The organism is Nonomuraea sp. NPDC004702 (assembly GCF_053601695.1).
Map to the genome: position 1 here is coordinate 254,670 of NZ_JBSGCE010000003.1, position 24,464 is coordinate 279,133.

18 protein-coding genes are annotated in these 24,464 nt (G+C 73.9%); 8 read left to right on the top strand and 10 right to left on the bottom strand.

Annotation, left to right across the window (positions count from 1 at the left end; all coding sequences use genetic code 11):
• Positions 1-114: 114 nt before the first annotated feature.
• The 3 genes from ACWEJ6_RS06130 (at position 115) to ACWEJ6_RS06140 (ending at position 3,527) form a co-directional block, all read left to right on the top strand.
• The gene (locus tag ACWEJ6_RS06130) at positions 115-528 is read left to right on the top strand and encodes a VOC family protein (protein WP_452421684.1); all 414 of its coding nucleotides are present in this window, start codon (positions 115-117) and stop codon (positions 526-528) included.
• Positions 529-566: 38 nt separating this feature from the next.
• The gene (locus ACWEJ6_RS06135; RefSeq protein WP_452421686.1) at positions 567-1,661 is read left to right on the top strand and encodes a winged helix DNA-binding domain-containing protein; all 1,095 of its coding nucleotides are present in this window, start codon (positions 567-569) and stop codon (positions 1,659-1,661) included.
• Positions 1,662-1,760: 99 nt separating this feature from the next.
• Positions 1,761-3,527 carry a SpoIIE family protein phosphatase gene (locus tag ACWEJ6_RS06140; protein ID WP_452421688.1) on the top strand — a complete coding sequence of 589 codons (1,767 nt, stop codon included), beginning with the start codon at positions 1,761-1,763 and terminating at the stop codon, positions 3,525-3,527.
• A gap of 13 nt (positions 3,528-3,540) precedes the next feature.
• Here the strand turns inward: ACWEJ6_RS06140 and ACWEJ6_RS06145 are convergent, their stop codons facing one another.
• Complete coding sequence (locus ACWEJ6_RS06145) at positions 3,541-7,074, bottom strand: protein kinase domain-containing protein (RefSeq protein ID WP_452421690.1); 3,534 nt, start codon at positions 7,072-7,074, stop codon at positions 3,541-3,543.
• A 6-nt stretch (positions 7,075-7,080) separates the two neighbouring features.
• Positions 7,081-7,785, bottom strand: a complete 705-nt coding sequence (locus tag ACWEJ6_RS06150) for a MerR family transcriptional regulator (protein WP_452421692.1) — start codon at positions 7,783-7,785, stop codon at positions 7,081-7,083.
• 78 nt (positions 7,786-7,863) lie between these two features.
• On the opposite strand from ACWEJ6_RS06150, the gene ACWEJ6_RS06155 reads away from it, so the two are divergent.
• Together ACWEJ6_RS06155 and ACWEJ6_RS06160 are read left to right on the top strand one after the other, a co-directional pair.
• A complete protein-coding gene (locus ACWEJ6_RS06155) occupies positions 7,864-9,048 on the top strand; it encodes an erythromycin esterase family protein (RefSeq protein WP_452421694.1) in 1,185 nt (394 codons plus the stop codon).
• Between the two features lie 280 nt (positions 9,049-9,328).
• The gene (locus tag ACWEJ6_RS06160; protein ID WP_397157005.1) at positions 9,329-10,699 is read left to right on the top strand and encodes a hypothetical protein; all 1,371 of its coding nucleotides are present in this window, start codon (positions 9,329-9,331) and stop codon (positions 10,697-10,699) included.
• A gap of 26 nt (positions 10,700-10,725) precedes the next feature.
• Here ACWEJ6_RS06160 and ACWEJ6_RS06165 read toward each other — a convergent pair whose 3' ends face one another.
• The 6 genes from ACWEJ6_RS06165 to ACWEJ6_RS06190 all read right to left on the bottom strand — a co-directional run bounded on the left by ACWEJ6_RS06165 (position 10,726) and on the right by ACWEJ6_RS06190 (position 16,995).
• Positions 10,726-11,724 carry a HEAT repeat domain-containing protein gene (locus ACWEJ6_RS06165; RefSeq protein ID WP_452421696.1) on the bottom strand — a complete coding sequence of 333 codons (999 nt, stop codon included), beginning with the start codon at positions 11,722-11,724 and terminating at the stop codon, positions 10,726-10,728.
• A 6-nt stretch (positions 11,725-11,730) separates the two neighbouring features.
• Positions 11,731-12,438, bottom strand: a complete 708-nt coding sequence (locus ACWEJ6_RS06170; protein ID WP_452421698.1) for a HEAT repeat domain-containing protein — start codon at positions 12,436-12,438, stop codon at positions 11,731-11,733.
• Between the two features lie 32 nt (positions 12,439-12,470).
• The gene (locus tag ACWEJ6_RS06175; protein WP_452421700.1) at positions 12,471-13,865 is read right to left on the bottom strand and encodes a cytochrome b; all 1,395 of its coding nucleotides are present in this window, start codon (positions 13,863-13,865) and stop codon (positions 12,471-12,473) included.
• 159 nt (positions 13,866-14,024) lie between these two features.
• The gene (locus ACWEJ6_RS06180; protein ID WP_358286995.1) at positions 14,025-14,834 is read right to left on the bottom strand and encodes a carbohydrate ABC transporter permease; all 810 of its coding nucleotides are present in this window, start codon (positions 14,832-14,834) and stop codon (positions 14,025-14,027) included.
• Positions 14,831-15,682 carry a carbohydrate ABC transporter permease gene (locus ACWEJ6_RS06185; protein WP_387674786.1) on the bottom strand — a complete coding sequence of 284 codons (852 nt, stop codon included), beginning with the start codon at positions 15,680-15,682 and terminating at the stop codon, positions 14,831-14,833. The genes ACWEJ6_RS06180 and ACWEJ6_RS06185 overlap by 4 nt, the downstream gene beginning before the upstream one ends.
• The gene (locus ACWEJ6_RS06190) at positions 15,679-16,995 is read right to left on the bottom strand and encodes an ABC transporter substrate-binding protein (protein WP_358286997.1); all 1,317 of its coding nucleotides are present in this window, start codon (positions 16,993-16,995) and stop codon (positions 15,679-15,681) included. The genes ACWEJ6_RS06185 and ACWEJ6_RS06190 overlap by 4 nt, the downstream gene beginning before the upstream one ends.
• A 171-nt stretch (positions 16,996-17,166) precedes the next feature.
• On the opposite strand from ACWEJ6_RS06190, the gene ACWEJ6_RS06195 reads away from it, so the two are divergent.
• Positions 17,167-17,832: an SDR family NAD(P)-dependent oxidoreductase gene (locus ACWEJ6_RS06195; protein WP_452421702.1), complete on the top strand. Its 666-nt coding sequence runs from the start codon at positions 17,167-17,169 to the stop codon at positions 17,830-17,832.
• A gap of 115 nt (positions 17,833-17,947) precedes the next feature.
• On the opposite strand, the gene ACWEJ6_RS06200 is transcribed toward ACWEJ6_RS06195, so the two are convergent.
• Positions 17,948-19,018, bottom strand: a complete 1,071-nt coding sequence (locus ACWEJ6_RS06200; protein ID WP_452421704.1) for a saccharopine dehydrogenase family protein — start codon at positions 19,016-19,018, stop codon at positions 17,948-17,950.
• 71 nt (positions 19,019-19,089) lie between these two features.
• Here ACWEJ6_RS06200 and ACWEJ6_RS06205 point away from each other — a divergent pair, with 71 nt between their 5' ends.
• Positions 19,090-20,070 carry a helix-turn-helix domain-containing protein gene (locus ACWEJ6_RS06205; RefSeq protein WP_452421706.1) on the top strand — a complete coding sequence of 327 codons (981 nt, stop codon included), beginning with the start codon at positions 19,090-19,092 and terminating at the stop codon, positions 20,068-20,070.
• Here the strand turns inward: ACWEJ6_RS06205 and ACWEJ6_RS06210 are convergent.
• Positions 20,043-20,480, bottom strand: coding sequence for a cupin domain-containing protein (locus tag ACWEJ6_RS06210; protein ID WP_452421708.1), 438 nt, complete (start codon positions 20,478-20,480; stop codon positions 20,043-20,045). The genes ACWEJ6_RS06205 and ACWEJ6_RS06210 overlap by 28 nt on opposite strands.
• 108 nt (positions 20,481-20,588) lie before the next feature.
• On the opposite strand from ACWEJ6_RS06210, the gene ACWEJ6_RS06215 reads away from it, so the two are divergent.
• Positions 20,589-24,434 carry an AfsR/SARP family transcriptional regulator gene (locus tag ACWEJ6_RS06215; protein ID WP_452421710.1) on the top strand — a complete coding sequence of 1,282 codons (3,846 nt, stop codon included), beginning with the start codon at positions 20,589-20,591 and terminating at the stop codon, positions 24,432-24,434.
• The last annotated feature ends 30 nt before the right edge of the window (positions 24,435-24,464 follow it).

Genomic DNA, 24,464 nt, shown 5'->3' on the forward strand with positions numbered 1-24,464 from the left:
ATGGTGCCGCAAGAAGAGGCCACAACCTGACCGCTTCCTCCGCCAGCATGGGCATCGCAACCGGGGGCCGGACGGCTCCCGGCGACCATGAGCCGAACCGGCGAGGAGCCTGCCATGTCTGTAAATGTCGTGATTCATCTGAACTTCCGGGGCGAGGCCGCCGCTGCGCTCGCGTTCTACCGGTCGGTGTTCGGCGGGGACGTCACCACCGTGACCTACGCGGACGCCGGGAACGTCCAGGACCCCGCCGACGCCGGCCGGGTGATGTGGGGCCAGGTGGCCGCGCCCGGCGGCTTCCGCCTGATGGCCTACGACGTGCCCGCCCGCCTGCCCTGGGACCAGGGCGAGAACGCGTTCTTCGTCTCGCTCGGCGCGGACACGGCCGAGGAGGCCGCCGCGTACTGGGAGGGGCTGGGCGCGGGCGCGACCGTCGTGCGGCCGCTCGGGCCCGCGCAGTGGGTGCCGCTGCACGGCATGGTGCGCGATCGCTTCGGGGTGACCTGGATCGTCGAGCACGGCGCGTCCTGAGCGCGGCAAGAAGAGCGCCCTGAACACGGGAAGAAGAGATGACCGTTCTAAGCACCAGGGCGCTCAACCGCGCCACGCTCGCCCGTCAGTTGCTGCTCGACCGCGCCGGCCTGCCGGTCCTCGACGCCGTCGGGCACCTGTGCGGCCTGCAGGCGCAGGAGCCGCAGGAGCCCTTCACCGGGCTCTGGTCACGGCTGCGCGCCTTCGACCCGGCCGCGCTGTCGGACCTGCTGACCGGCCGGGACGTGGTCCGGACTCACCTGATGCGGCGCACCGTCCACCTGGTCACCGCCGCCGACGTCCTGGCCTGGCGATCCCGGCACGACGCGATGTTGCGCCAGCGGGTGCTCGGGGTCTACCGCCGCGAGCTGGCCGGGGTGGACCTCGACGAGCTCGCGGCAGCCGGATGGGCGGTGCTGGCCGACGGCGAGCCGCGCTCGATGTCGCAGCTCGCGCGGGCGGTGGCCGATCGCTGGCCCGGGCCGGGGCCGCGGGCGCTGGGCGAGATGCTGGTCGCCGCGCTGGTCCCGATGGCGCAGCTCCCGCCGCGCGGGCTGTGGCGGACGCGGGCGGGCGTGCGCAACCTGCCGCTGTCGTCCTGGCTGGGGCGGGAGGTGGACCCGCCGTCCGCCGACGGCTCCGATCCCGTGGGGCAGGCTCTCGTACGGCGTTACCTGGCGGCGTACGGCCCCGCCGCCACGGCCGACCTGCGCGCCTGGTCCGGCCTGGCGGGCCTGCCCAAGGCCGTGGCGGCGGTACGCGACGAGCTGGTCGCCTTCCGGGACGAACGCGGCCGCGAACTGCTGGACCTGCCCGGCGCGCCGCGCCCCGACCCCGGCACGCCCGCCCCCGTGCGGTTCCTGCCGGCGTTCGACAACGCGGTACTCGGCTACGACGACCGCGGCCGCATCATCGACCGCGAACACCGCGGCCTGTCGGTCGCCGGCGCCCGGATGGTCCTGGTGGACGGCCGCGTCGCGGCCACCTGGACCGTCGAGGACGACACCGTGCTCGTCACGCCGCTGCGCGGCCTGTCCCCGGCCGAGCGCGCCGCCGTCGGCGAGGAGGGAGGTGCCCTGGCGTCGTTCCTCTCCGACGGGGCCGGCGACCGCACCCGGATCCTCGGCGGCTGAACACACCCCCATAAGCTCGGCCATACTGTCAGGACCGCGGGCGTCCCTGGTGATGGACGGGCCGGCGGGTAGGAGGTGGGGACGAGAGGAGCCGACACCATGAACGTGCCCGAGCACGACGCCGGGCCGCACCGGCCGCAGGACGGACGTCCCCGCGGGCTGCGCGACCTGACCCACGCGGGCGGGTACGTCGTGGACGACCGGGGCCGGATCGTCGAGGTCGCCCCGCGCACCGAGGCGCTGCTCCGCCGTCCCGCCGCCGAACTGCTCGGCGCGGACGCCCACGACCTGCTCCACCGCGGCCCGCGCGGAGAGACGCTGCCGCGCAGCCGGTGCGCGATGCGACGCCCGCTCATCACCGGCGGCACCTCCCAGGGCGAGCGGGAATGGCTGGCGCGCGGCGACGGCTCCCTGCTGCCGGCCTCCTGGCTGGTCACGCCCTGCCTGCTGGCCGACGGCAGGACCGGGGCGCTGGTGCTCTTCCACGACGCCGACGAGCCCGGCGCGCAGATCCCCGAGCCGGCGCACGAGACGTCGATGTCCGAGCTCGACCGGCTGGCGCTGCTGGCCGAGACCACCACGACGCTCACCGCCAGCCTCGACGTGGACGAGACGCTGCGCCAGCTCGTCCGCCTGGTGGTGCCGCTGCTGGCGGACTGGGTGGTGGTGGACCTGCTCACCGAGCACGGCGGCGTGAGCCGCGCCGCCGTCGTCCACCACGAGGACGGCGTCCTGGTGCACCACGAGGACCTGGAGGGGCCGATGCCCGCGGTTCCCGAGGAGTCGCCGATGCCGCTGTCGCGGGCGTTGCGCGGGGTCACCGCGACGCTGGCCGGGCCGGAGACCTACCAGGGCGCGCCCGACTCCGGCATCGCGGTCTTCCAGCAGGAGCTGTTCCGCAGGACCGGCATGCACTCGGCGGGCATCGCGCCCATCCGCGGCGTGCGGGAGGTGGTCGGGGCGCTGACGCTCGGCCGCGCCGAGCGGCCCGGCGCGTTCACCACCGCCGACCTGCTGCTGGTGGAGGACATCGCCCGGCGCGCGGGGCTCGCCCTGGACAACGCCCGCCTGTACGAGCGGCAGCGCCGGGTCGCCGAGACCATGCAGCGCCACCTGCTGCCGCGCCTGCCGTCGGTGCCCGGCCTGGAGATGAGCGCCCTCTACGTGCCCGCCCCCCGCGCCTCGCAGGTCGGCGGCGACTGGTACGACGCCTTCACCATGCCCGACGGCGCCACCGCCCTGGTGATCGGCGACGTGGTCGGCCACGACCTGGAGGCCGCCGCCGGGATGGCCCAGGTCTGCAACATGCTGCGCGCCTACGCAGGCGCCGAGCAGGACCTGCCCAGCGCCATCCTCGACCGGCTCGACCGCGCGGTGGTGCGCATGGCGCAGGCCACCATGGCCACCGTCGTCCTGGCCCGGCTGGAGCACACCGACGACGGCCGCTGGCTGCTGCGCTGGAGCAACGCGGGCCATCCGCCGCCGCTGCTGGTCGAGCGCGACGGCCGTACCCGCTTCCTGGAGGAGGGCCAGGGCCTGCTGCTGGGCACCGGCATCCGCGGGGAGCGCGCCGACGCCGTCGTGGAGCTGCCGCCGGGGTCCACCCTCGTGCTCTACACCGACGGGCTGATCGAGTCCCCGAGGCATTCCCTGGACGAGGGGCTGGCCCGCCTGAGCCGGTACGCCGCCTCCCACACCCACCGGCCGCTGAACGCGCTCGGCGACATGCTGCTGGCACGCGTCCGGCCCGAGGACAACGACGACGACGTCGCCATGCTGACGCTGCGCGTGCCGCCACGCGTCACGGCCCTGGACGGCCTGCGCGGCGGCGTGCTGAACGGCGGCCGGAGCCTGCCCGCGATCTGACGACCGGCGCGCGTCACGACCGTCCGCGCCGCGCGCCCGGGCAGACGTCCCGGTAGGGCACGTCCTTCAGGTGCCGCCGCCACTCCTGCGGGCTCATCGTGCGGCCCGCGCGCTCGCACACCAGGCGGGCCACGGACTCGGCGCCCACCGGGATCCGGATGATCGTGCCGGAGGTGTTGCCCGAGACGTACAGGGTCTGGTCGTCGGGGCTGAAGGCCAGCCGGTCGAGGATGCCGATGGGGAAGGAGCCGATCCGCTCCCGCGAGCCGACGTCCCAGACCTGGACGGTGTAGACGTCGTCGAACGTCTCCCCGATGGACCTGCCGATCAGCGCGAGCAGCGAGCCGTCGTGGCTGAACAGCACGGTCTCGACCTGCGCCCGGGCGGCCACGCGCAGCGCGGGCGGCAGTTCGCGGCCGCCGGCGACGTCCCACAGCTCGACAGTGGCCGAGCCGAGGGCGAGCACCTGCGCCTTGGGGCTGAGCGCGATCGCCAGGCCCGACCGGTTGAAGCCGGGGCCGACGGCCTTGCCGGTGCGCAGGTCGTAGACCTTGCCGGTGGCGGTCACCACGCCCGTGCCGTCGCGGGTGGACACGATGGTCTCGGTGGCCGTGGCCAGGGGGTGGCGGGCGAGCGTCCGGCCGGTGCCGGCGTCGAGGACGACCAGCTCGTTGCGGGCGTCCCGCTGGCTCAGCTCCTTGAGCGAGAGCACCAGGCGGCGGCCGTCGGGGGTGAACGTCTTCGACAGCACGAACTGCGTGCGCGGCACGGGGTGGCGCCACAACCGGCGGCCGGTGGCGACGTCCCAGAGGCCGGTCGAGGAGTCCGCGCCCTCGGCGGACAGCCGGGCGCCCGCCGGGTCGAACAGCTGCCCGCTGACGCCCGCGCTGCCGGCCATCGGGACGCCGAGCCGGCCGCCGTCCCACACGCGGACCGGCCCCGAGTCCTTGGTGGCGGCGGCCAGGCGGCCGTCCTGGCTGAAGGCGTCCAGCTCGTAGCCCTGCGGCAGCCGGGTGGAGGGGAGGCGGGAGGTCAGGTCGGCGGTGACGGTCGAGTTGTCGAGCACGTAGCGGACCGTGTGGCCGTCGGCCTCCAGCCAGACGTCCTCGGGCTCGCCCTCGGCCTGGTAGAGGGCGACCTCGTCGCCGTCGTCGGCGTCGAGCAGATGCAGGGTGCGGCCCTCGACGGCCAGCATCCGGCGGCCGTCGGGGCTCAGCCGCAGCCGTCCGGCCAGCGTGTCGTCCAGGGCCGACTCCTGCCAGAAGGGCCGGTCGGCGTCGGGCACCTTCCTGGCGGTGGCCAGGTCGAAGGCCGCGATGTCGCCGTTCGCGCACAGCAGCCGCCTGCTGTCCGGCGTGAACGCCACCACCGGCCCGCACGCCTTCGGCAGGCGGGTGTCCACGGTGAGACCGGGCAGGCGGATCACCTTGAGGCCGCCCTGGTTGGGCCCGACGCCCGCGATGTAGGCGCCGGAGGGCGCGATCGCCGGAGCGCCGCTCGCCTCCAGCTTCGGGGTGTAGGAGGCACCGGTCCTGGTGTCCCACAGGAAGTCCAGGGTGCTGTCGCGCATCACCGCGGCCAGGTTCTCGTTGCCGTCGAAGGCGACCTGCACGCCGCCCTCGCCGACGCGGTGCTCGCGCAGCTTGGCGCCCGTCCTGGCGTCCCAGGCGTAGGCCGTGTCCCTGCTGACCACCACCAGCGTGCGCCCGCTCGGGCTGAGCGCCGCCGCCGACGGCAGCGCGTCCAGGCCGCGCGGCCATCGCCAGAACGCGGTCTGCCGCCCGGAGGGCACGTCGTAGACCCGCACGCCGTCCTCGCCGGCGATGGCCCGGACGCGCCCGCCGGCCGCCGACGCCGACGCCGAGACGCCCTTGGCGCCGGGGTCGCGGAAGACGGCGCTCTCCGGCATCGTCAGCGAGGTCGTCAGGCTCCGCCGGGTGCCGGGAGTGGGAGCCAGCCGCCAGCCCGCCACGCTGAGCAGCATCGCCGTGACCGGGTCGCTCGTCCGCAGCCGGTCGGCCTCGGCGGCGGCCTGCCGCCCGACCGCCTGGTCGCGCTGCCGGCCAGCCAGGCTGCTCTGCTCGGTCACCTGCCTGCCGCGCAGCACGGCCAGGCCGCCCGCGGCCAGCGCAACCACCAGCAGCCCGGCCAGCGCGGCCGTGGTCAGCCGCCGGCGGCGCACGCGCCGCCTGGCCAGGCCGGTGCCCGCGGCCAGGAAGTCACGTTCGAGCGGGGTCAGCGTGATGTGCCTGCGGCCGGTGGCGGCCCAGGTCAGCGCCTGGTCGAGGCGGCTGCCCTGGAGCAGGTCGCCGTCCTTGCGGCCGTTGCCGGCCCACTGGCGGGCGGCGTCGCTGAGCTGGCCGAGCACGGCGAGCCCGTCGCGGTCGCCGTCCACCCAGACGCGCAGCCGCGGCCAGGCGCGCAGCAGCGCGGGACGCGACAGCGCCACCGCCTCGTTCTTCTGCGTCACCAGGTAGGAGAACACCTGGAGGATGTGCTCGATCGCGCGCGTCTCCCCCTCGGAGCGTCCGGCGAGCAGGTCCTCCTTCAACGCCCAGCGCACGGCCTCGTGCCCGTCCTCGGTGACCGTCACCAGGCGCAGGAACACCTCGGCGGCCAGCTCGCGCTCCTCGGGCGCGAGCGCGCCGTAGGCGTCTTCGGCGATCGTGCCGAGCGCCGGGTCGCCCTGCTCGGGCACGTGCACGCCCCTGGCGGCGCGGCTGCCCGCCGTCAGCAGCCCGCGGGTGTCGGCGCTGTTGCCGCTGACCAGGGCGAGCAGCAGGTCGCGGGCGGTGGGACGGGCCGCCGGGTCCTTCTCCAGCGCGGCCGACACCAGCGAGGCCAGCCGGGGCGGCAGCCCGCTCAGGTCGGGCTGGCTCGACAACACCCGGTGCATGACCCCGCCGAGGTTGTCGGCGCGGAACGGGTCCTCGCCCGTGGCGGCGAACACGATGATCGCGCCCCAGGCGAACATGTCGGCGGGCGCGCCCGCCCGCTGCCCGGTGAACACCTCGGGCGCCATGTACGTGGGCGTGCCGGCCACCTCGCCGGTCCTGGTCAGCGACATGTCCAGGGTACGCGCGACCCCGAAGTCGATCACCCGCGGGCCGTCGGTGCCGAGCAGCACGTTGTCCGGCTTCAGGTCCCGGTGGATCACGCCCGCGTCGTGCACGGCGGTCAGGGCGGTGGCGATCGCCGTGGCCAGCCGGTGCAGGTCGTCCCCGGCGAACCGGCGCCCCTGCTCGACCGCCCGGCGCAGGCTGGGGCCCGGCACGTACTCGCTGACGATGTACGGCCTGCTGCCCGACAGGTCGCAGTCGAGCACCCGCGCCGTGCAGAACGACGCCACCCGCCCGGCCGCGGCCGCCTCCTTGGCGAACCGCTCACGGCTCACCGGGCTGTCGGCCATGTGCAGCACTTTGAGCGCGACCCGGCGGCCTTCGGGGTCGTAGGCGTCGTACACCACCCCCTGGCCCCCGGACCCGAGCCGTCCGGCCAGCCAGTATTGCCCTATACGCTGCGGTTCTCCGGCGTTCGACGCTTCCACGGCGTGTTAGATGCCCTCTCCGGTCGCAAAGTTCCCCTCGCGCAGGTAGGCGTCCAGCGCGCCGGCGGCGGCGAGCATGGCCAGGCCCCTGGCCGTGAGCCGGTCGTGCCAGTCGCGCAGCGTCGCCTGCAGGGGTTCCATGCCGCCCGCCGCGCGCACCTGCTCCAGCACCTGCCGGATCTGCTCCAGCCCGTAGCCGCCGCGCCGCAGCTGGTGGGCCAGCAGCACGTCGCGGACGTCGGCGGCGGTGTAGACCCGGTAGCCGGTACGCGGGTCGCGCCGAGGCACGGTCAGCCCGGCCCGCTCCCACTTGCGCAACGTCGCCGGCTTGATGCGCAGCCGGCGGGCCAGCGGGCCGATGAACGTCACGCCCGGCTCCGGCTCGCGCGGCGGCGCCAGGTCGCGCAGCGCGCGTTCGACGGCCTCCAGCGTGCCGCGGTCCTCGGCGAGCTGGGCGTGGCCCTCGTCGATCAGGCGCAGCGCCGCCGCCAGGCCGCCGCCGTGCACGGCCCGCATGATCGCGGTCGCGGTCGCGTGCCCGTGGGCGGGGACCAGCGCCAGGAACGTCCGCAGCGCCGCCGCGTGGCGCGGGGTGTAGACGCGGTAGCCGTGCGCGGAACGCTCGGACGGCGGCAGGATCCCCGCCTCCTCGTAGTTGCGCACCGCCTGCGTGGACAGGCCGTGCGCGCGCGCCAGATCGATGGGCCGCATGTTGAAGCTATGCCCTCCTGCCCGCTGGGGAGATCGGCCAGAAGTTTACACGAGAAGTTCAACGATACGGTTGAAGGCATGACGGCCTCGATCCGGGACGCCGTCCAGGCGTTCACCGGCGGCGCCCTCGCCGCGCTGCTGCCCCCCGGCGTCCGCGTGCTGGGCCTGGGCGAGCCCACGCATGGCGTCGAAGCCTTCCTGGAGCTGCGCAACGAGCTCTTCCGCCACCTCGTGGAGCACGAGGGCTACCGGTCGATCGCCATCGAGAGCGACTGCCTGGCCGGCCTGACCGCCGACGCGTACGTCACCGGCGGCGACGTCACCCTCGACGAGGCGATGAGCCGCGGCTTCAGCCACGGGTTCGGCGCCTCGCCCGCCAACCGCGAGCTCCTGCGCTGGATGCGGGCCCGCAACGAGCGGTCCGCGCCGCGCGACCGGCTGCGCTTCGACGGCTTCGACGCCCCGGTGGAGATCACCGGCCCGGCCGCCCCGCGCCCGGCCCTGACCGCCCTGTACGACTACCTGGCCCCTCACCTCGACCTGCCCCTGACCCGCGAAAGGCTCGACGAGCTGCTCGGTCCCGACGAGCGCTGGACCGACCCGGCCGCCCTCACGGACCCCTCCCGGTCGATCGGCGGCACGCCGGAGGTCAAGGAACTCCGCCTGATCGCCGACGATCTGGGCGTGCTGCTGACCGCGCACGCCCCGCACCTGGCGGCCGTCACGTCCGGCGACGAGCGGTGGCGCGCCGGCCTGCACGCCCGCGCCGCCACCGGGCTGCTGCGCTACCACACCGGCATGGCCGACCCCTCGCCCCGCCGGCTCGGCGCGCTCATGAGCCTGCGCGACGCGATGATGGCCGGCAACCTCGACGCGATCGTCCGGCGCGAGGAGCGCCGGGGCCCCACCCTCGTCTTCGCCCACAACCGCCACCTGCAGCGCGACGAGAGCCGGTTGCGGTTCGCGGGCGAGGAGCTGCGGTGGTGGAGCGCGGGGGCGGTGATCGCCGCGTGCCTCGGCGACCGGTACGCCTTCGCCGCCTCGACGTTCGGCTCCCGCGGCGCCGACGTCCCGGCCTCCGACACCCTCGAAGGCCTGTTGTCGGACGTGTGCGACGCCCGCGCCGTCGTCGATCCGCGCCGCCTGGCCGGGGCGCTCGACCGCACGCCGGCGCCCCGCGTCCCGGTGGACCACACGTACCTGGCCCTCGACCCCGCCACCGTCCATCAGGCGGACGCGATCGTCTTCCTCAAGGAGATCTGAGGTCCGGCATTGTTGTTTATTATGTTTGGCGAATAATGTCCTCAGGGCGAATTCTTTTTGCGTGGCGACGCCGGACGCGCGCTCGTTAAAGTCGGGGTGACGTCAGGCTCCACGAAGCCCCAACCAGAGGACTCAGCTGATGAACTGCGGTCACTGCGACAGCCCCAATTCGCCCGATTCCCTGGTATGCGTTAATTGTGGCCGCCATTTCCAGGGCGATCGCCCGGCCGCGACGGAAGTCACCCGATATCTCTGCATCGCCATGATGCTCGACGCGAAAGTGCGTAATTCCACCATTCGCTCGATTCTTCATGACCGCTTCCGAGCCGTCGCCCAGTCCCCCGGCGTCGACCTGGCCACGATGCTCAAGTACGGCCTGATGGCCCGAAGACGCCAGCATGTGCGCGACGCCGTGCTGGCCGTGCTCGCCGTGGCCACCCTGGCCCTGCTGTCCAGCCCGCTCGTCCTGCTCCCGATCTTCCTGGCCTGGCTCGTCGTCTTCGCCGAGCTCTACGACGCCCACGAGTCGGTCATCCTGACCAGGCTGACCCGCGACTCCTTCGACCCGGCCGAGGCGCCGCTGCCCAGCTCGCCCGCGCTGCGCGACCATCTGGTGGACATCGCCGACCGCGGCGCCGGGAACGTCACGGTGTTCGCCGACTACTCGCCTTTCGTCGGCTACGGCAGCAGGATCAACAACTGGTCGTTCACCATGAACGTCGCCAAGGCCCGGCCCGGCGAGACGGTCGTGCCCTTCGCGGTCGGCGAGCTCTACGACCGGGTGGCCGCCGAGATCGCCGCCCTCGGCCTGCCCGGTCTCACCGTCGGCGACAAGCTCTTCGTCAACGGCCTCGACCTGCGTTACGAGACCGACCCCGAGCTCCAGGCCGCCGTGCTGCCCGACGCCCTCCTGCCGCCGGTGCCGACGGTGAGCGAGCGGTTCATCCACCAGCTGCGCGACAACCCGCGCACGCGGGCCCGCCCCTATCTCACGGTGAGCGTGACCGGCTGGGAGGGCGAGGTGGTCATCTCGATCTTCCTGCGGTTCGTGCTGCTCGCCGAGAAGGGCATGATGTTCACCGAGGCCGGCTACTCGCTGCTGCCGCCGCTGCGGGAGGCCTACCGCGACGTCGACCGGCTGGTCAACTGCGCGCCCTCGGAGCGGATGGCCCGCATCGCGCTGTCGGCGCTGCGGCGCACCGCCGCGGGGCTGGTGCTGGCCCTGCCCAACACCCTCGCCGCGCTCTCGGAGCCGAGAAGGCGCAGGCGGCAGCAGAAGGCGAGCATCAAGGCCATCCGCGGCCACACCTTCAACTACGGCGCGGCCTACAACCCCCGCGAGCACGCCACCGACCACCTCTACCACCGCTACTTCCAGCAGCTCGACAAGGAGATGTACGTCAAGGCCGCCGAGCAGCGCATCATGGACGCCGTCGCCGACTTCCTGGAGGAGCACAACGTCGACGTGAGCGACCTGCGCGACCGCCAGACGACCATCCTGAACAACGGCATCTTCGTCACCGGCCAGGCCCAGGTCACCGGGGCCAGCATGGCGGCCGGCACGGGCGCGGTCGCGCGGGTGGAGAGCCGCATCAGGCAGGGGGTCGGCCAGGCCGCCGCGGCGGCGCAGCGCCGGACCCCGGCCGGCTGACCCGATCCCCGAACGGGGCCGAGCGCTCATCGCGTGTCGCGCAGCCCCAGGATGTAGGTCGCGGTGAGCGCGACGGCGCGGTCGTCGTCCTGCGTCAGGTCGGCGAGGGCGCGTGACGCGGCGGCTCCCGGGATGTCGGCGAGCGCCTGCGTCAGCCGCCGGCGCGCGGACGGCTCGGCGCCACGCCGGGCGAGGCGGTCCACGAGCCCGGCGGCGATCGGGTCCGCCGCGCCGGGGCGGCCCGCCAGCGTGCTCAGGGAGTCGGCCGCGTCGACGTCGTTCGTCCCCTCGACGACCATGTCGATGAGCGTGGGGATGGCGTCGTCCACGCCGCGTGCCCCGAGCGCCAGGGCCGCGTAGCGGCGGACGACGACGTCGGGGCTGGTCAGGGCGTCCTGGAGCAGGGCGGTCGCCGTGGCGTCCGGGAGCTCGGCGATCGACTGGACCGCGCGCTTGCGCACCTCGGCCGCCGGTGCGTGCAGACCCTGCGCCAGCAGCGCGGCGGCGTCCTCGCCCGACTGCGCCAGAGCCCATCGCAGGGCTCCGGCGACGTTCGGGTCGCTCTCGCCCAGCGCCGCCTCGACCAGCGCCTCCACCGGGACCTCGGCGACCGCGGACAGCGCCGCGCTCTGGCGCCGGCCGGCGTTCTTCGACCCGAGGCCCTGCAGGAGGGAGACGACCTGGAGCACGTCGTCCCAGCCGGCGGGGTCGGCGGCGTCGATCCGGCGCAGTCGCGTGAGCAGCTCCGTCTCGGCCGCGATGCGCTCCCGGGTGCGCCGGATGAGGTCCTCGACGAGCCCGGACGGCGTGAAGCCGGGATCGTCGAGCGCCCGGCCGACGTCACGCAGCGACAGGCCCAGCGACCGCAGGCTCTCGATGTGGAAGATCCGCCGGATGTCCTCGCCGGAGTACTCGCGATAGCCGGCGTGGCTGCGGCCCGTCGGGCGCACCAGCCCGAGCGCGTCGTAGTGGCGCAGCATGCGGGCGCTCACCCCGGACCGTCGCGCGACGTCGCCGATCAGCACAGCCCATCATCCCTCCTGGCCGCCGGCGCCGAGGGCCACGACGCGCTTCGCCTCCTCGATCGCGAACTCGAATCCGGCCTCCGGGTCGCGCAGCAGCCGTTCCGTGGCCCCGGCGTGCGTGCGCACGCCGGGATCCGGGTCGGCCATCGCGGCCCGCAGCACCGGCTCGACCACCTCGCCGAGCGCGACCAGCGCCCGGCTGAGGCTCAGCTGGGTCTCCCGTCGGCCGCGCCCGAGCTGTGTCGACAATACTTCGGCCAGTCCGGGCTTCTCCTCTTCGGGTGCCAGCAGCACCGCGGTCCGCCAGGCGCTCCGCGCCACCTCCTCGTCGGCGTCGGTCAGCAGCTCGCGGGTGATCGCCGGCCACGCCCGCCGGTCGCCGATCTTGGACAGCGTGTGCAGCGCCTGGCTGCGGGCCTGCGCGCGTTCCGAACGCAGCTCGCCGAGCAGCCTCGGGACCGTCAGCTCCGCCGGGTGGCGGGTGAGCGCCCAGGTGAGCATGTCGCGCACGTGGAACTCCGGCTCGACCGCGCAGCGCTCGACGAGCGCGTCCACGAGGCGCGGGTCCGGCGTCGTGCCCACCGCCAGGGCCGCCCGCAGCCGTACGGACGGGTCGCCGGCCGCCAGCCCTCCGACGGCGCCGCTCGGGTCCGGGTCCTGTTCCTGCCTGGTCATCGGGACCACCTCCTCGGCGACCAGTGAAGACCTTGTCACAGTGTCAAGGTCAAGCGGCCCGGCCCGCGCGGTCAGTCGCGCGGCCCGGTGACCGCGTGCTGCCGTTCGGGCTCCACGGGCATCGGGCGTTCGTGGAAGCCGCCCTGCGCGCTCCGGACGATCACGCCGCTCTCCGGCCCGTGCTCCGCGTCGTGCCGGTCCTGGAGTCGCAGGCCGAGGCAGAGCCGGTGGGTCAGCCAGAAGGCGACGACCGGGCCGAGCAGGACGGCGTACCTGAAGAAGATCGTCACGGCCTCCACCGAGAGGTGGAACTGGTGGGCGAGCTGGTCGTTGGCCGCGGCGGCCCACAGCAGCCCGTAGAAGGCGACCCCGGCGGCGGCGACGGCGGTTCGCAGGGGCGCCTCGCGCGGCCGGTCCAGCACGGCCGGTCCGCTCGCCTCGGCGGCCAGGCGGCTCCTGCTCTTGGGCCGGCCGAGCGCGTCGCGCCGGCCGGGACGCCGCAGGACGAGGCGCTCGCCCAGCGGGTAGCTGGCCAGGACGGTGAAGAACACCCCGGGGACCACCAGCGTGGGCACCAGGACCGCGAGGCTGAGCGTGTACCCCCCGATCGTCAGCTCCCAGCCCGGCATGATCCGCAGAGCGCCGTCGAGGAAGCCCATGTACCAGTCGGGCACCGAGCCGGCCGAGATCTGGCCGGGCCCGGCCGGGCCGTACAACCAGATGGGGGCGATCTGGAAGGCCAGGCCGAGGATGACCAGGACGCCGATCGTCGTGCCCGCCATCAACGGCCGCACGCCCGCCCGAGCCGGGACCGGCGCGGCGAACCGCGAGTGCCCGTGCCGCCGCACCAGCCATTCACGGGCGGCCAGCAGCGCGACCATGGCCGCCGGGATCACCAGCACGTGCGTCCAGTACATGGTGGGGATGATGCTGTCGCCGGGGAACCCGGCGCCGAAGAGCAGCTGCGCGCCGTACGACCCCACGACAGGGATCGACAGCAGCACCGACTGGATCAGCCACAGGCTGCCGCCGGAGAGCATGTCGTCGGGCAGGATGTTGCCGGTCTCCCCCGCGGCCATCCCGAGCGGCAGCAGCGTCACCCAGATCAGCCACTGCGGCACGCGCGGCCGCCGGAACGCGCCGGTCACGAACATGCGCAGCAACTGCATCGCGACCGCCGCCACGAACACCAGCGCCGACCAGTGGTGCACCTGCCGGACGAAGAGCCCGCCGCGCACCTCCAGGCTCAGCCGCATGGTCGAGTCGAACGCCCTGCTGACCGGGACGCCGCTCAGCGGCGTGTACACGCCTTGGTAGAGCACCGGGGACATGTCCGGGTCGAAGAACACCATGAGGAACAGCCCGGTCACCACCAGGACGGCGAAGGACCAGATCGCCACCTCGGCGAACATGAACGACCAATGACCGAGCCCCGACGACTGACGTTTCCGCACCGATGAGCGCATCGGACCCTCCTCGTTTCGCCTTCGCCTTCAAGACGGGATCGGCGGCCGAGATGTGACGTCGAGGAGAGTGAGTTACGTCATAACGGGTCGTTCACGGCGGCGGGGCCTGCCGGAGCGCGGGCACTCCGGCAGGCCGACGTCAGCGGCGGGGCCGCGGCCTCACCCCTTCACCGCTCCGCCGAGCAGCCCGGAGACGAACTGCTTCTGGAAGACGAAGAAGATGAGCATCAGCGGCAGCGTGGCCAGCAGCGCGCCCAGCATCAGGCCCGAGTAGTCGACGCGGGTCAGCCCGGTGAGATGGCTGAGCGCGACCGGGAGCACGTACTTCTCCTCGCTGGTGAGCATGAGCAGGGGCCAGATGAAGGAGTTCCACTGGCTCATGAACGTGAAGATGACCAGCGCGCCAAGCTGCGGCCGGACCACGGGCAGCACGATCCGGTAGAAGATCCGCAGGTCTCCGGCGCCGTCCAGGCGTCCGCTCTCGATGAGCTGGTCGGGGAAGTCGAGGAAGGCCTGGCGCATGAGGAAGATGCCGAACGAGTTGGCCAGGAACGGGATGACGATCGACTCGTAGGAGTCGACCCAGCCGATGCTGGCCATCATCTGGAACAGCGGCACCAGCAGCACCTGGAAGGGGATCATCATCGTCGCCAGGATCACCGCGAGCAGCAGGCCGCGCCCGCGGAAGCGGTACTTGGCCAGGCCGTACCCGCCCATGGCGCTGACCAGCACGGACAGCGCGGTGTAGACGAGGGCCGTGCCGAGGCTGTTGAGCACCACGCGGGAGAAGCCGATCGTCTCCTCCAGCGACCGCAGGTTGTCCAGCAGGTCGTCGCCAGGCAGGAACGGGGGCGGGCTGCGGAACAGCTCCGACGTGTCGTGCGTGGAGGCGACGAACATCCAGTAGAACGGCGCGATGCTGACCACCGCGCCGGCCGCCATGAGCAGCCAGAGCAGCAGGCGTTTCATGACTTCTCCTTCCCGAACCACTTGAACTGGGCGTAGGAGAGCACCCCGATGAGCAGCACCACCACCCAGGCCATCGCCGCGGCGTAACCGAAGTCGAACTGCTTGAAGCCGACCTGGTAGAGCAGCAGGATCGGCGAGGTGGTCGCGTCGTCGGGGCCGCCGTCGGTGAGCAGCTTGTTCTCGTCGAACAGCTGGAGCGTGCCGATCGTGGAGGTGATCGAGCAGAACAGGATCACCGGCTTGAGCTGCGGCACGATCACGCTGACGAACGACCGCAGCGGCCCGGCCCCGTCGATCGAGGCGGCCTCGTACTGCTCCTTGCCGATCGCCTGCAGGCCGGCCAGCAGGATGATCATGTTGTAGCCCGTCCACCGCCAGGTGATGGACGCGATCAGCGCCACCCGCGCCCAGGCCGGGTCGTCCAGCCAGGCGATCTCGACGCCGAGCAGCTGGTTGACCATGCCGCCGTCGGTACGCAGCAGCACCCGGAAGACCACCGCGTAGGCGACCAGCGTCGTCACCGCGGGCAGGAAGTACGCGATCCGCAGCGTGGCGCGGAAGCGCAGCCACGACTGGTTGAGCACGTACGCCAGCGCCAGCGCCAGCCCGATCATGATCGGGACCTGCACGACCAGGATCAGCCCGACGTTGACCAGGGACTGCAGGAACCTGTCGTCGTGCAGGAGGCGCTGGTAGTTCTCCAGGCCGGCCCATTCGGTCACGCCGTCCTCGGTCCGCTGGAGGCTCTGCCAGAGGCTGGCCCCGAGGGGGTAGGCGAAGAAGAGCGCCAGCAGCGCGGCGGCGGGCCCCGCGAAGATCCAGGGGACCAGGCGGCGCCGAACGATCATCCGATCTCCCGCTTCGTGGCGGACGCGATCTGCTCGGCCGCCTCGTCCAGCACGGCCTTGGGGTCCTTGCCGCCCACCACCGCACGCTGCAGCAGCTTCTTCAGCAGCTCACTGGCCTCGGCGTCGTCGTCGGTGGACTCCACGGCCGGGATGGCGCGCACCTGGTCGGCGAAGATCTTGTTGACCGGCTGCCCGTCGAAGTACTCGACCGGCTCGGAGAAGTACGGGTCGGCCAGCGCGGGCAGGTAGGCAGGGAAGAGCGACTCCTGCTTCATCATCGACAGCTGGCTGTCCTTGTTGGCCGTGACGAACTCGACGAACGCCCACGCCGCCTGCTGGTTCTTCGTCTGGCCGGTGACCGCCAGCATGGACCCGCCGTTAGCCGAGGTGCGCACCCCGCCCGGCTCGAAAGCGGGCAGCGGGATCACGCCGAACTTGCCCTTGAGCTCCGGCATCTCCGACACCAGCGTGCCCGTCCACCAGACGGCGGTGGGCGCGACGGCCGCCTTGCCCTCCTTGGTCGCGGTGACCCGGCCGTCCCAGCCCTGCTCGTTCTGCAGCAGGCCCTTGTCGTTCATCGTCTTGATCAGGGTCAGCGCCTTGACGGCGGCCGGGGTGTTGACCGCGACCTTGCCGTCCACGAACCTGCCCTGCTTCTGCTGCTGCAACAGGGTGGTGAACAGCGGCTCGCTGTTGCCCAGGTCGGAGACCATGAGCTTCTTGCCGGTCTTGGCCTTCAGCGTCTCGCCGGCCTTGATCAGGTCGTCCCAGGTCTGGATGTCCTCGGCCTTGATGCCGGCCTGCTCGAAGTAGTCGCGCCGGTAGAACAGGCCGACGGGCGCGGAGTCCCACGGCAGCGCGAACAGCTTGCCGCCCTCGCCGGAGGCCGTCTGCCACTTGGCCGGGTCGAAGTCGGCCTTCAGCTTGCCGGCGACCGGCCCGAGGTCGGCCAGCCCGTTGGGGAAGTTCTTGGCGTAGCCGGGGACCCGCTCGTCCTCAAGGTGCACGACGTCGGGCAGGCCGGTGCCCGACTGCATGCCGACCGTGACCTTCTCGTAGATGTTGTCGTAGCCGACGTCCGTCACGTCGATCTTCACCTTGGGGTGCAGCTTGGTGAACTCGGGCGCCAGACGCTTCAGGGCGGTCGCACCCACGTCGAACGACCACACCTTGACCTCACCGGACAACTCCGCGGGGGTGGACGCGGCGATCGAGGGAGCGGGCCCCTTGGCCGTGCCCGTTCCGCCGGTCGCGCATCCGGCGGCGAGAAGTCCGGTGGCCAGCAGCCCGGCGGCGATTGTGTGGATCTTCACGGTGACCTCTGGATCTGTAACATGTCACACTCTGAATACTGAGTGCTGAGTAACGTACGCTGAATACGCCTGGCGCACCAGAGGTGAAATCGAACCGTTCCCGATGGATGTCAGCGGACGGGCGGAAAGGCCGTTTGCGTCCTGCTCGTCCTGCCGGAATGATCGGCCGCCATGGGGAACGTGCTGCTGACCGGCGCCACCGGAGGAATCGGAAGGCCGCTGGCCGCCGCGCTCGGCGCGGCCGGGCACCGGGTGATCGCCGTCGGACGTGACGTCGGGCGGCTGGACGTCCGCGGGATCGAGGCCGACCTGGCCGACCCCGCGTCGCTGGCGCCCGCCATGGAGTCGCTGGCGGCGGAGCTCACGGAGCTACGCGCGGTGGTGCACTGCGCCGGCATCTCCCCCGTGGAGGCCGTCGCCGAGGCCGGCCCCGACACGTGGCGGCGGACGATGGCGGTGAACGTGGCCTCCGCCGCCGAGCTCGTCCGGCTCGCGCTGCCCGCGTTGCGGCGGTCCAAGGGCCATGTGATCTTCGTGAACGCCTCTCCCGGGCTGACCGGCGTCCCGCGCTGGTCGGCGTTCGTGGCCAGCAAGGCGGCGCTGCGCGAACTGGCCGACTCGCTGCGCGAGGAGGAGGCCGTCCACGGGGTCCGGGTCACCACGGTCTACCCCGCGGCCACGGCGACCGACCTGCTGGGCGAGGTCAGGGCCGCCTTCGGTCGCCCGTACGACCCGCAGGCGTGCATCCGGCCGGAATCGCTGGCCGCGATGGTCGTGTGGGCGCTGAACGCGCCGGCCGACTCCTACGCCTGCGAACTGTCGGTGCTGCCGGGCTGAACCCGCCCGCGGCGGCGTGGATCGGCGCCCGCCGCCCCCGCCGCAGGGGCGCGGTGTCCGCCAGGGTCTGGCAGGAGGATCGCCGCGACCCGCACGCGGTCCAGGCGCGCGAGGGTCAGCGCTGCGCCGCGGTGTCGAGCTCGACCTCGATGTGCGGCGACAGCGCCCGCAGGAAGTCCGGCGCGTCGAAGATGCGCCCCGCCGACGCCACCCCGGCGGCCCTGGTCCGGCCGGTGAGGATGCGCTCGACGGCCTCCACCGCGAGCGGCGCGCTGACGGCGTAGATGTCCCGGCCGCGGGCCACCGCCCGGCGTTCCCCGGCGCCCGAACGCACGACCACGTCCACGACGAACGGCTGCGCCGACCGCCCGTGCTCGTCGGCCGCGACCGGCGCCGGGGTGTCGGGGTTCACCACGTCCGTGGCCGCCTCGACCGTCATGTAGTTGCGCACCTCCGGGATGTCCAGGTGGCTCGGGACGGTCACGATGTCGGCCATCGAGAACTCCGCGATGACGTCGCGCGTCCCGGTCGGCTCGGGGAAGGCCCACTTCCCGGCCGGTGCCCGGTCGTCGCGGTACTCCAGCCGGCCGCCGGCGTGGCGGACGCGCCGGTCGTCGCGCCGCTCCCTGGAGACCTTGCCCGCGGCCCGGGTGCCGGTCGTGGGGTGCCAGCTGTCCAGCCCGTAGGCCACGTGCGCCTCGTCGGCGCCGGTCCAGTCGTCCATCGCCGCCGTGACCAGCAGGTCGCCGAGCCCGCCGAAGAAGGCCATCGCGGGGACGATCACCGCCCCCGCCTCCCGGGCTCGCTCCGCGAACAGCTCGAAGGTGTCCACGTTGGCCTCGATCTCGGCCGCGACGTCCACGTACGGGACGCCGGCGCGCAGGGCCGCCTCGATCACGGGGGCGGCCGTGGCGGCGAAGGGCCCGGCACAGTTGATCACCGCGGTCACGCCGTCCAGGGCGCGGTCCAGCGCGGCCGGATCATCCACCGACGCCTGCCTGACCGCCGGCCCGGGGTACGCCTCGGCCAGCGCCTTGAGCGCGTCGCCGTCGCGGCCCGCCAGGACGGGCACCAGCCCGCGCCGCAGCAACTCCGCCACCACGAAACGGCCCGTGTGCCCGTACGCGCCGTAGACCGCCACCGCGGAGCCGGTCGTCCTCATCTGTGTCATGTGCGCATCAGCCATGCGGACATCCTGGCGGTCCACCGCGTCGCCGCACGAGCGTCCGGAACGACATAATGCGTACAATTCCGGACGTGACCACAGTCGCGGTAGCCGTCGCCGACGGGATCCTGCACTTCGAGCTGGCCCTGGCCTACGAGCTGTTCAGCTCGCCCCCGCCCGTCCCCGTCGAACGCTGGTACGAGCCGGTCATCTGCGGAGCCGGCCCCGTACGGGCCGACGGGCGGTTCCTGCTCGAACCCGACGCCGGGCTGGACCGGCTCGTCGGGGCCGACACGGTGATCGTCCCCGGCTGGGCGGAGGTGGACGAGGAGCCGCCGGCCGACCTCGTCGCGGCCGTGCGCGCGGCGCACGAGGCGGGCGCGCGGGTCGCCTCGCTGTGCACGGGCGCGTTCGTCCTGGCCGCGGCCGGCCTGCTGGACGGACGGCGGGCCACCACCCACTGGGCCCACACCGAGACGCTGGCCGCCCGCCATCCCCGCATCCAGGTCGATCCCGACGTGCTCTACGTGGACGAGGGCAGCGTGCTCACCGCCGCGGGCAAGGCCGCCGCCCTGGACCTGTGCCTGCACCTGGTCCGCCGCGACCACGGCTCGGCGGTCGCCAACGCGATCGCGCGCCGCCTGGTCGTGGCGCCGCACCGGCCCGGCGGCCAGGCCCAGTTCGTCGCCACCCCCGTCCCCGAGCCGCACGGGCATCCCCTCAGCGACCTGCTCGCCTGGGCGGGCCGACACCTGGACCAGCCCCTGACGGTGGAGGACCTGGCCCGCCGGGCGAACCTGAGCTCGCGCCACCTCGGCCGCCACTTCAGGTCGATGACCGGCACCACCCCGTTGCAGTGGCTGCTCACCCAGCGCATCCGTCGTGCCCAGGAACTCCTGGAGACCACCGACGACGGCGTGGACGCCATCGCCGAGGCCACCGGCATGGGCACCGCGGCCACGCTGCGCCGGCACTTCAACCGCACGGTCGGCGTGCCTCCGGACGCCTACCGGCGCACCTTCCGCGCCCGCGGGGCGACGCCCGCTCAGCGGCCGGCTGGGTGGAAGTCGTAGGGCTTGGAGTCGTACACGTAGTAGACGCAGTCGGCGCCCGCGGCGCATTTGCCCCAGTGCTCGGCCTTCGACGGGTAGTACAGGTAGTCGCCCGCGCCGATCCGGTACGTCTTGTGGCCCTTGACGTTCCACAACATCACGCCGGAGACGCCGACGACGTGCTCGGGGCTGGTGTGCCAGTGCGGCGGGAAGGGCGTGCCGGCTTTGAGGGTGAACACGGCCTCCGAGGGGCCGGTCTTCGGGTCGCCCTTCAGCTGCACGAACGTGCAGCCCTTCAGCCCCTCGCAGGGTGACCCGGCCTCCTTGTGCGAGTGGTGGACGACCTTGCCGGGGCCCGAGTCGGCGTACGCGCTCGGGGCGCCGAGCACCATGAGCGCCAGCGAACCGGCCGTGATCATTTGCTTGAGCATCTCAATCTCCAAGTGGACTGTGGTCCGAATATGTTCGGCAACGTATCGGACTGCGGTCCGGTTGGTCAAGGACGGCACGACCCGCCGCCGCGTGCCAGACTCCTGGCCATGGCGGACTCGACCAGGACGGACGGCGACGGCGGGCAGCTGCGCGTGGACGTCCTCGGCCCCTTGTCGCTGGTGACCGCCGGCGGCCCGGCGCGGGTCGGCGGCGCGCGGCTGCGGGCGCTGCTGGCCAGGCTGGCTCTGGACGCCGGGCGGGCCGTCCGGCCCGAGACCCTGGCCGAGGCGTTGTGGGACGACGCGCCGCCCGAGGCCCCCACGCACGCGTTGCAGTCGCTGGTGTCCCGGCTCCGGCGCGTCCTCGGGCATCCCGGGCTGCTCACCTCCGGCCCCGCCGGGTACCGGCTGGCCGTCGAGCCGGACGCCGTCGACGCCGTGCGGTTCGAGCGGCTGGTCAGGCAGGGGCGGGCGGCCGCTCGGGACCGGCCCGCCGAGGCGGCCGCCGTCCTGCGGGAGGCCCTGGGCCTGTGGCGCGGACCGGCCCTGGCCGACGTACGGGCGGCGCCGTTCGCCGCCGCCGAGGCCGACCGGCTCGAACGCGCCCGGCTGGCCGCCCTGGAGGACCGCATCGAGGCCGACCTGACGTTGGGCGCCGACCTGACACTGGGCGCTGACCCGACACTGGGCGCTGACCCGAGGCTGAGCGGCGACCTGACGTTGGGCGGCGGCCTGAGGCTTGACGGTGACCTGACGTTGGGCGCTGACCCGAGGCCGGGCGGTGACCCGAGGCTGAGCAGTGACCGGACGTTTGGCGCTGACCTGAGGCTTGGCGGTGGCCTGGGCCTGGTCGCTGAGCTGGAATCGCTGGTCGCCGCCCACCCGCTGCGTGAGCGCCTGCACGCCCAGCTCATCCGGGCGCTCGCCCGCGACGGGCGCGGGGCCGAGGCGCTGGCCGCCTACCAGCGCATCCGCGCCCGGCTCGCCGACGACTTCGGCGGCGACCCAGGACCGCACCTCCAACAAGCCCACCTGGCGGTCCTGCGCGGCGACCTTCCCGGCCCCCGCCGGCCTTCGGGGCCCTCCGGGCCGTCCAGGCCACCTGGCCCCTCCAGGGCGCCTGGGCCGTCCGGGCCACAGTCCGGGGCGCCCGGGCCACAGTCCGGGGCGCCCGGGCCGCCGTCCGGGGCGGGGTCGTCGGGGCAGCCTGGGCCATCCGAGCCATCCGGAGCGCCTGGGCCATCCGGGCCGCCTGGGCCATCCGGGCCGCCTGGGCTATTCGAGCCGCCTGGGCTATTCGAGCCGTCCGAGCCTTCCGGACCGCTTGGGCCGTCCGGGCCGTTGCCGTCGGGCCGGTCGCATGGCAATCTCGACGTCCCGCTCACCAGCTTCGTGGGCCGCGACGAGGACGTGCGGCGGGTGACCGGCCTGCTCGGCCGGGAACGGCTGGTCACCCTGGTCGGCCCCGGCGGGGCGGGCAAGACCCGGCTGGCCGGCGCGGTCGGCCGGCGGCTCACGCCGTCCGGCGGGGTGTGGTTCGTGCCGCTGGCCGCGGTGGGGCCCGACGACGTCCCCCGCGTGCTGCTCGACCTGCTCCGGACGCGTAAGGAGGGCGCGCCCGCGCGGGCCGAGCCGGACGACCTGGTCGAGCTCCTCGCGGACGACGATCTGGTCCTCGTGCTGGACAACTGCGAGCACGTGATCGAGGCCGCCGCCACGCTGTGCGGGACGCTGCTCGGCCGCTGCCCCCGGCTCCGGGTGCTGGCCACCAGCCGCGAACCCCTGCGCATCGACGGCGAGACCCTGCACCCGGTGCCGCCGCTGGACCTGCCAGAACCGGACGCGACGCCGGAGGCGGCACGGTCCGTCGCGGCGGTCCGGCTTTTCCGCGACCGCGCCGCCGCAGTACGGCCCGGCTTCGTCCTGGAGGGCGGCGCGCTGGCGGCGACCGTCGAGATCTGCCGTCGCCTCGACGGCCTGCCGCTGGCGATCGAGCTGGCCGCCGCCCGGCTGCGCGCCCTGCCGGTCGAGGCGGTCGCGGCCCGGCTGGACGACCGGTTCCGGCTGCTCAGCGCCGGCAGCCGGACGGCGCTGCCGCGCCACCGCACCCTGGCCGCCGCCGTCGCCTGGAGCTGGGATCTGCTCGACCCCGGCGAACGGTCCCTGCTGGAACGGCTGTCCGTCGTGCGCGGCAGCTTCACCGAGGCCGCCGCAGCCGCAATCGGCGGCTCGGATGCCGCGGCGGCGTTCGGCGGCTCGAAGGCCGCGGCCGCAATCGGCAGCTCTGACAACGCAGCCGCCATCGGCGGCTCGGAGGCCGCGGCGGCGTTCGGTGGCTCGAAGGCCGCGGCCGCAATCGGCGGCTCTGACGACGCGGCCGCCATCGGCGGCTCGGAGGCCGGGGCGGCCATCGGCGGCTCGGAGGCCGGGGCGGCCATCGGCGGGGCGGGCGACGTGCCGGAGTTGCTGGCGGCGCTGGTCGACAAGTCCCTGCTGCACCTGGTGGACTCCGCCGACCCGGCCGAGCCGCGCTACCGCCTGCTGGAGACCATCCGTGAGTACGGCCTGCAGCGCCTGGCCGACCGCGCCGAGGTCACCGCCACGCGCGACCGGCACGCCCGGTTCTTCCTGCGGCTGGCCGAGGCCGCCGACCCTCTCCTGCGCACGTCGGACCAGCTCCGCCCGCTGGCCCGCCTGTCGGCGGAACGGGACGACCTGTCGGCCGCGATCCGCTGGACGGTCGAGTCCGGGGACGCCGGACGGGCCGTGCGGTTCGGCGTCGCGCTGAGCTGGTACTGGTTCCTGCGGGACTTCCCGCCGGAGTCGCTCGACCTGCTCGGCCGCGTGCTCCAGGCCGACGGCCCGGCCGACCCGCGATCCCGCGCGCTGGTCGCCGCCGCCCACGCGATCGCCACCGTCGAGGCCGCCGGGCCGGAGGAGACCGACGCCGCCTTCGACCGGATCAGGACGGCCCTGGCCCAGCTCGTCCCGGGCACGCATCCCATCGCCGAGATGGCCCGCCTGGCGGTCGGCATAGCCGCGAAGGGCGACCACGCCGTACCGGCCGAGGGGACGGATCCGTGGAGCCGGTCGCTGGCGTTGCTGGTCAGCGGCGTGCTGGCCATGAACACCGGCCACCTCGCCGAGGCCGAGCACACCCTGGCCCGCGCACTGGCCGGGTTCGAGCAGCTCGGCGAGCGGTGGGGCCAGGGCATGACGCTGAGCGCCCTCGGCTCGGCGCTGGTCCGGTCCGGCGCAGGGGCCGCCGCGCCCGCCCTGGCCGAGCGCGCCACCAGGTGCTTCCGGGAGCTCGGCATGCCCGAGCACACCATGGAGAACGAGGTGGCCGCCGCGCTGCACCGGGCCGAGTCCGGCGACGTGGACGGCGGCCGGCGGGACCTGACCGGCCTGCTCGACCGGGCCGGGCGCAGCGGGTCGGCCGAGTCGAGCACCCAGGTTCGCCTGGGGCTGGCCCGGCTGGAGCTGGCCGCCGGGCGGGCGGCGGCGGCCCGCGAGCACGCCCTGGCCGGTCTGGCCTGCGCCCCTCCCGACCGCTCGACCACGCCGCCGCTGACCGCGCTGCTGCTGGGCGTCCTGGCTCGGGCGGACCTCGCCGAAGGGTTCCCCGACCAGGCGGCTCGTCGGCTCGACCATCCGGCGGTGCGCCTGACGCTGACCTGGCACACGCCGGTCGCGGCCGCGACCGCGGTGGTGGCCGCCGCGATCGAGCTCGGCCGGGACCGGCCGGAACGGGCCGGCCGGCTGCTCGGGGCCGCCACCGTCCTGGGCGGCTGGATCGGCCCCGGCGACCCCGACCTGCGGCGGCTCACCCGCCGGGCCGAGACCGCCCTGGGCCCCGCCGCGTTCGCCGCCGCACACGCGGGCGGCGCGGCGATGTCACGAGCACAGGCCGAGAGCCTGGTGACAGCAGCCGTCACGACGCCGCCCAGCTAGCGAGGCTCAGCCAACGCCGCCCGCCCAGTC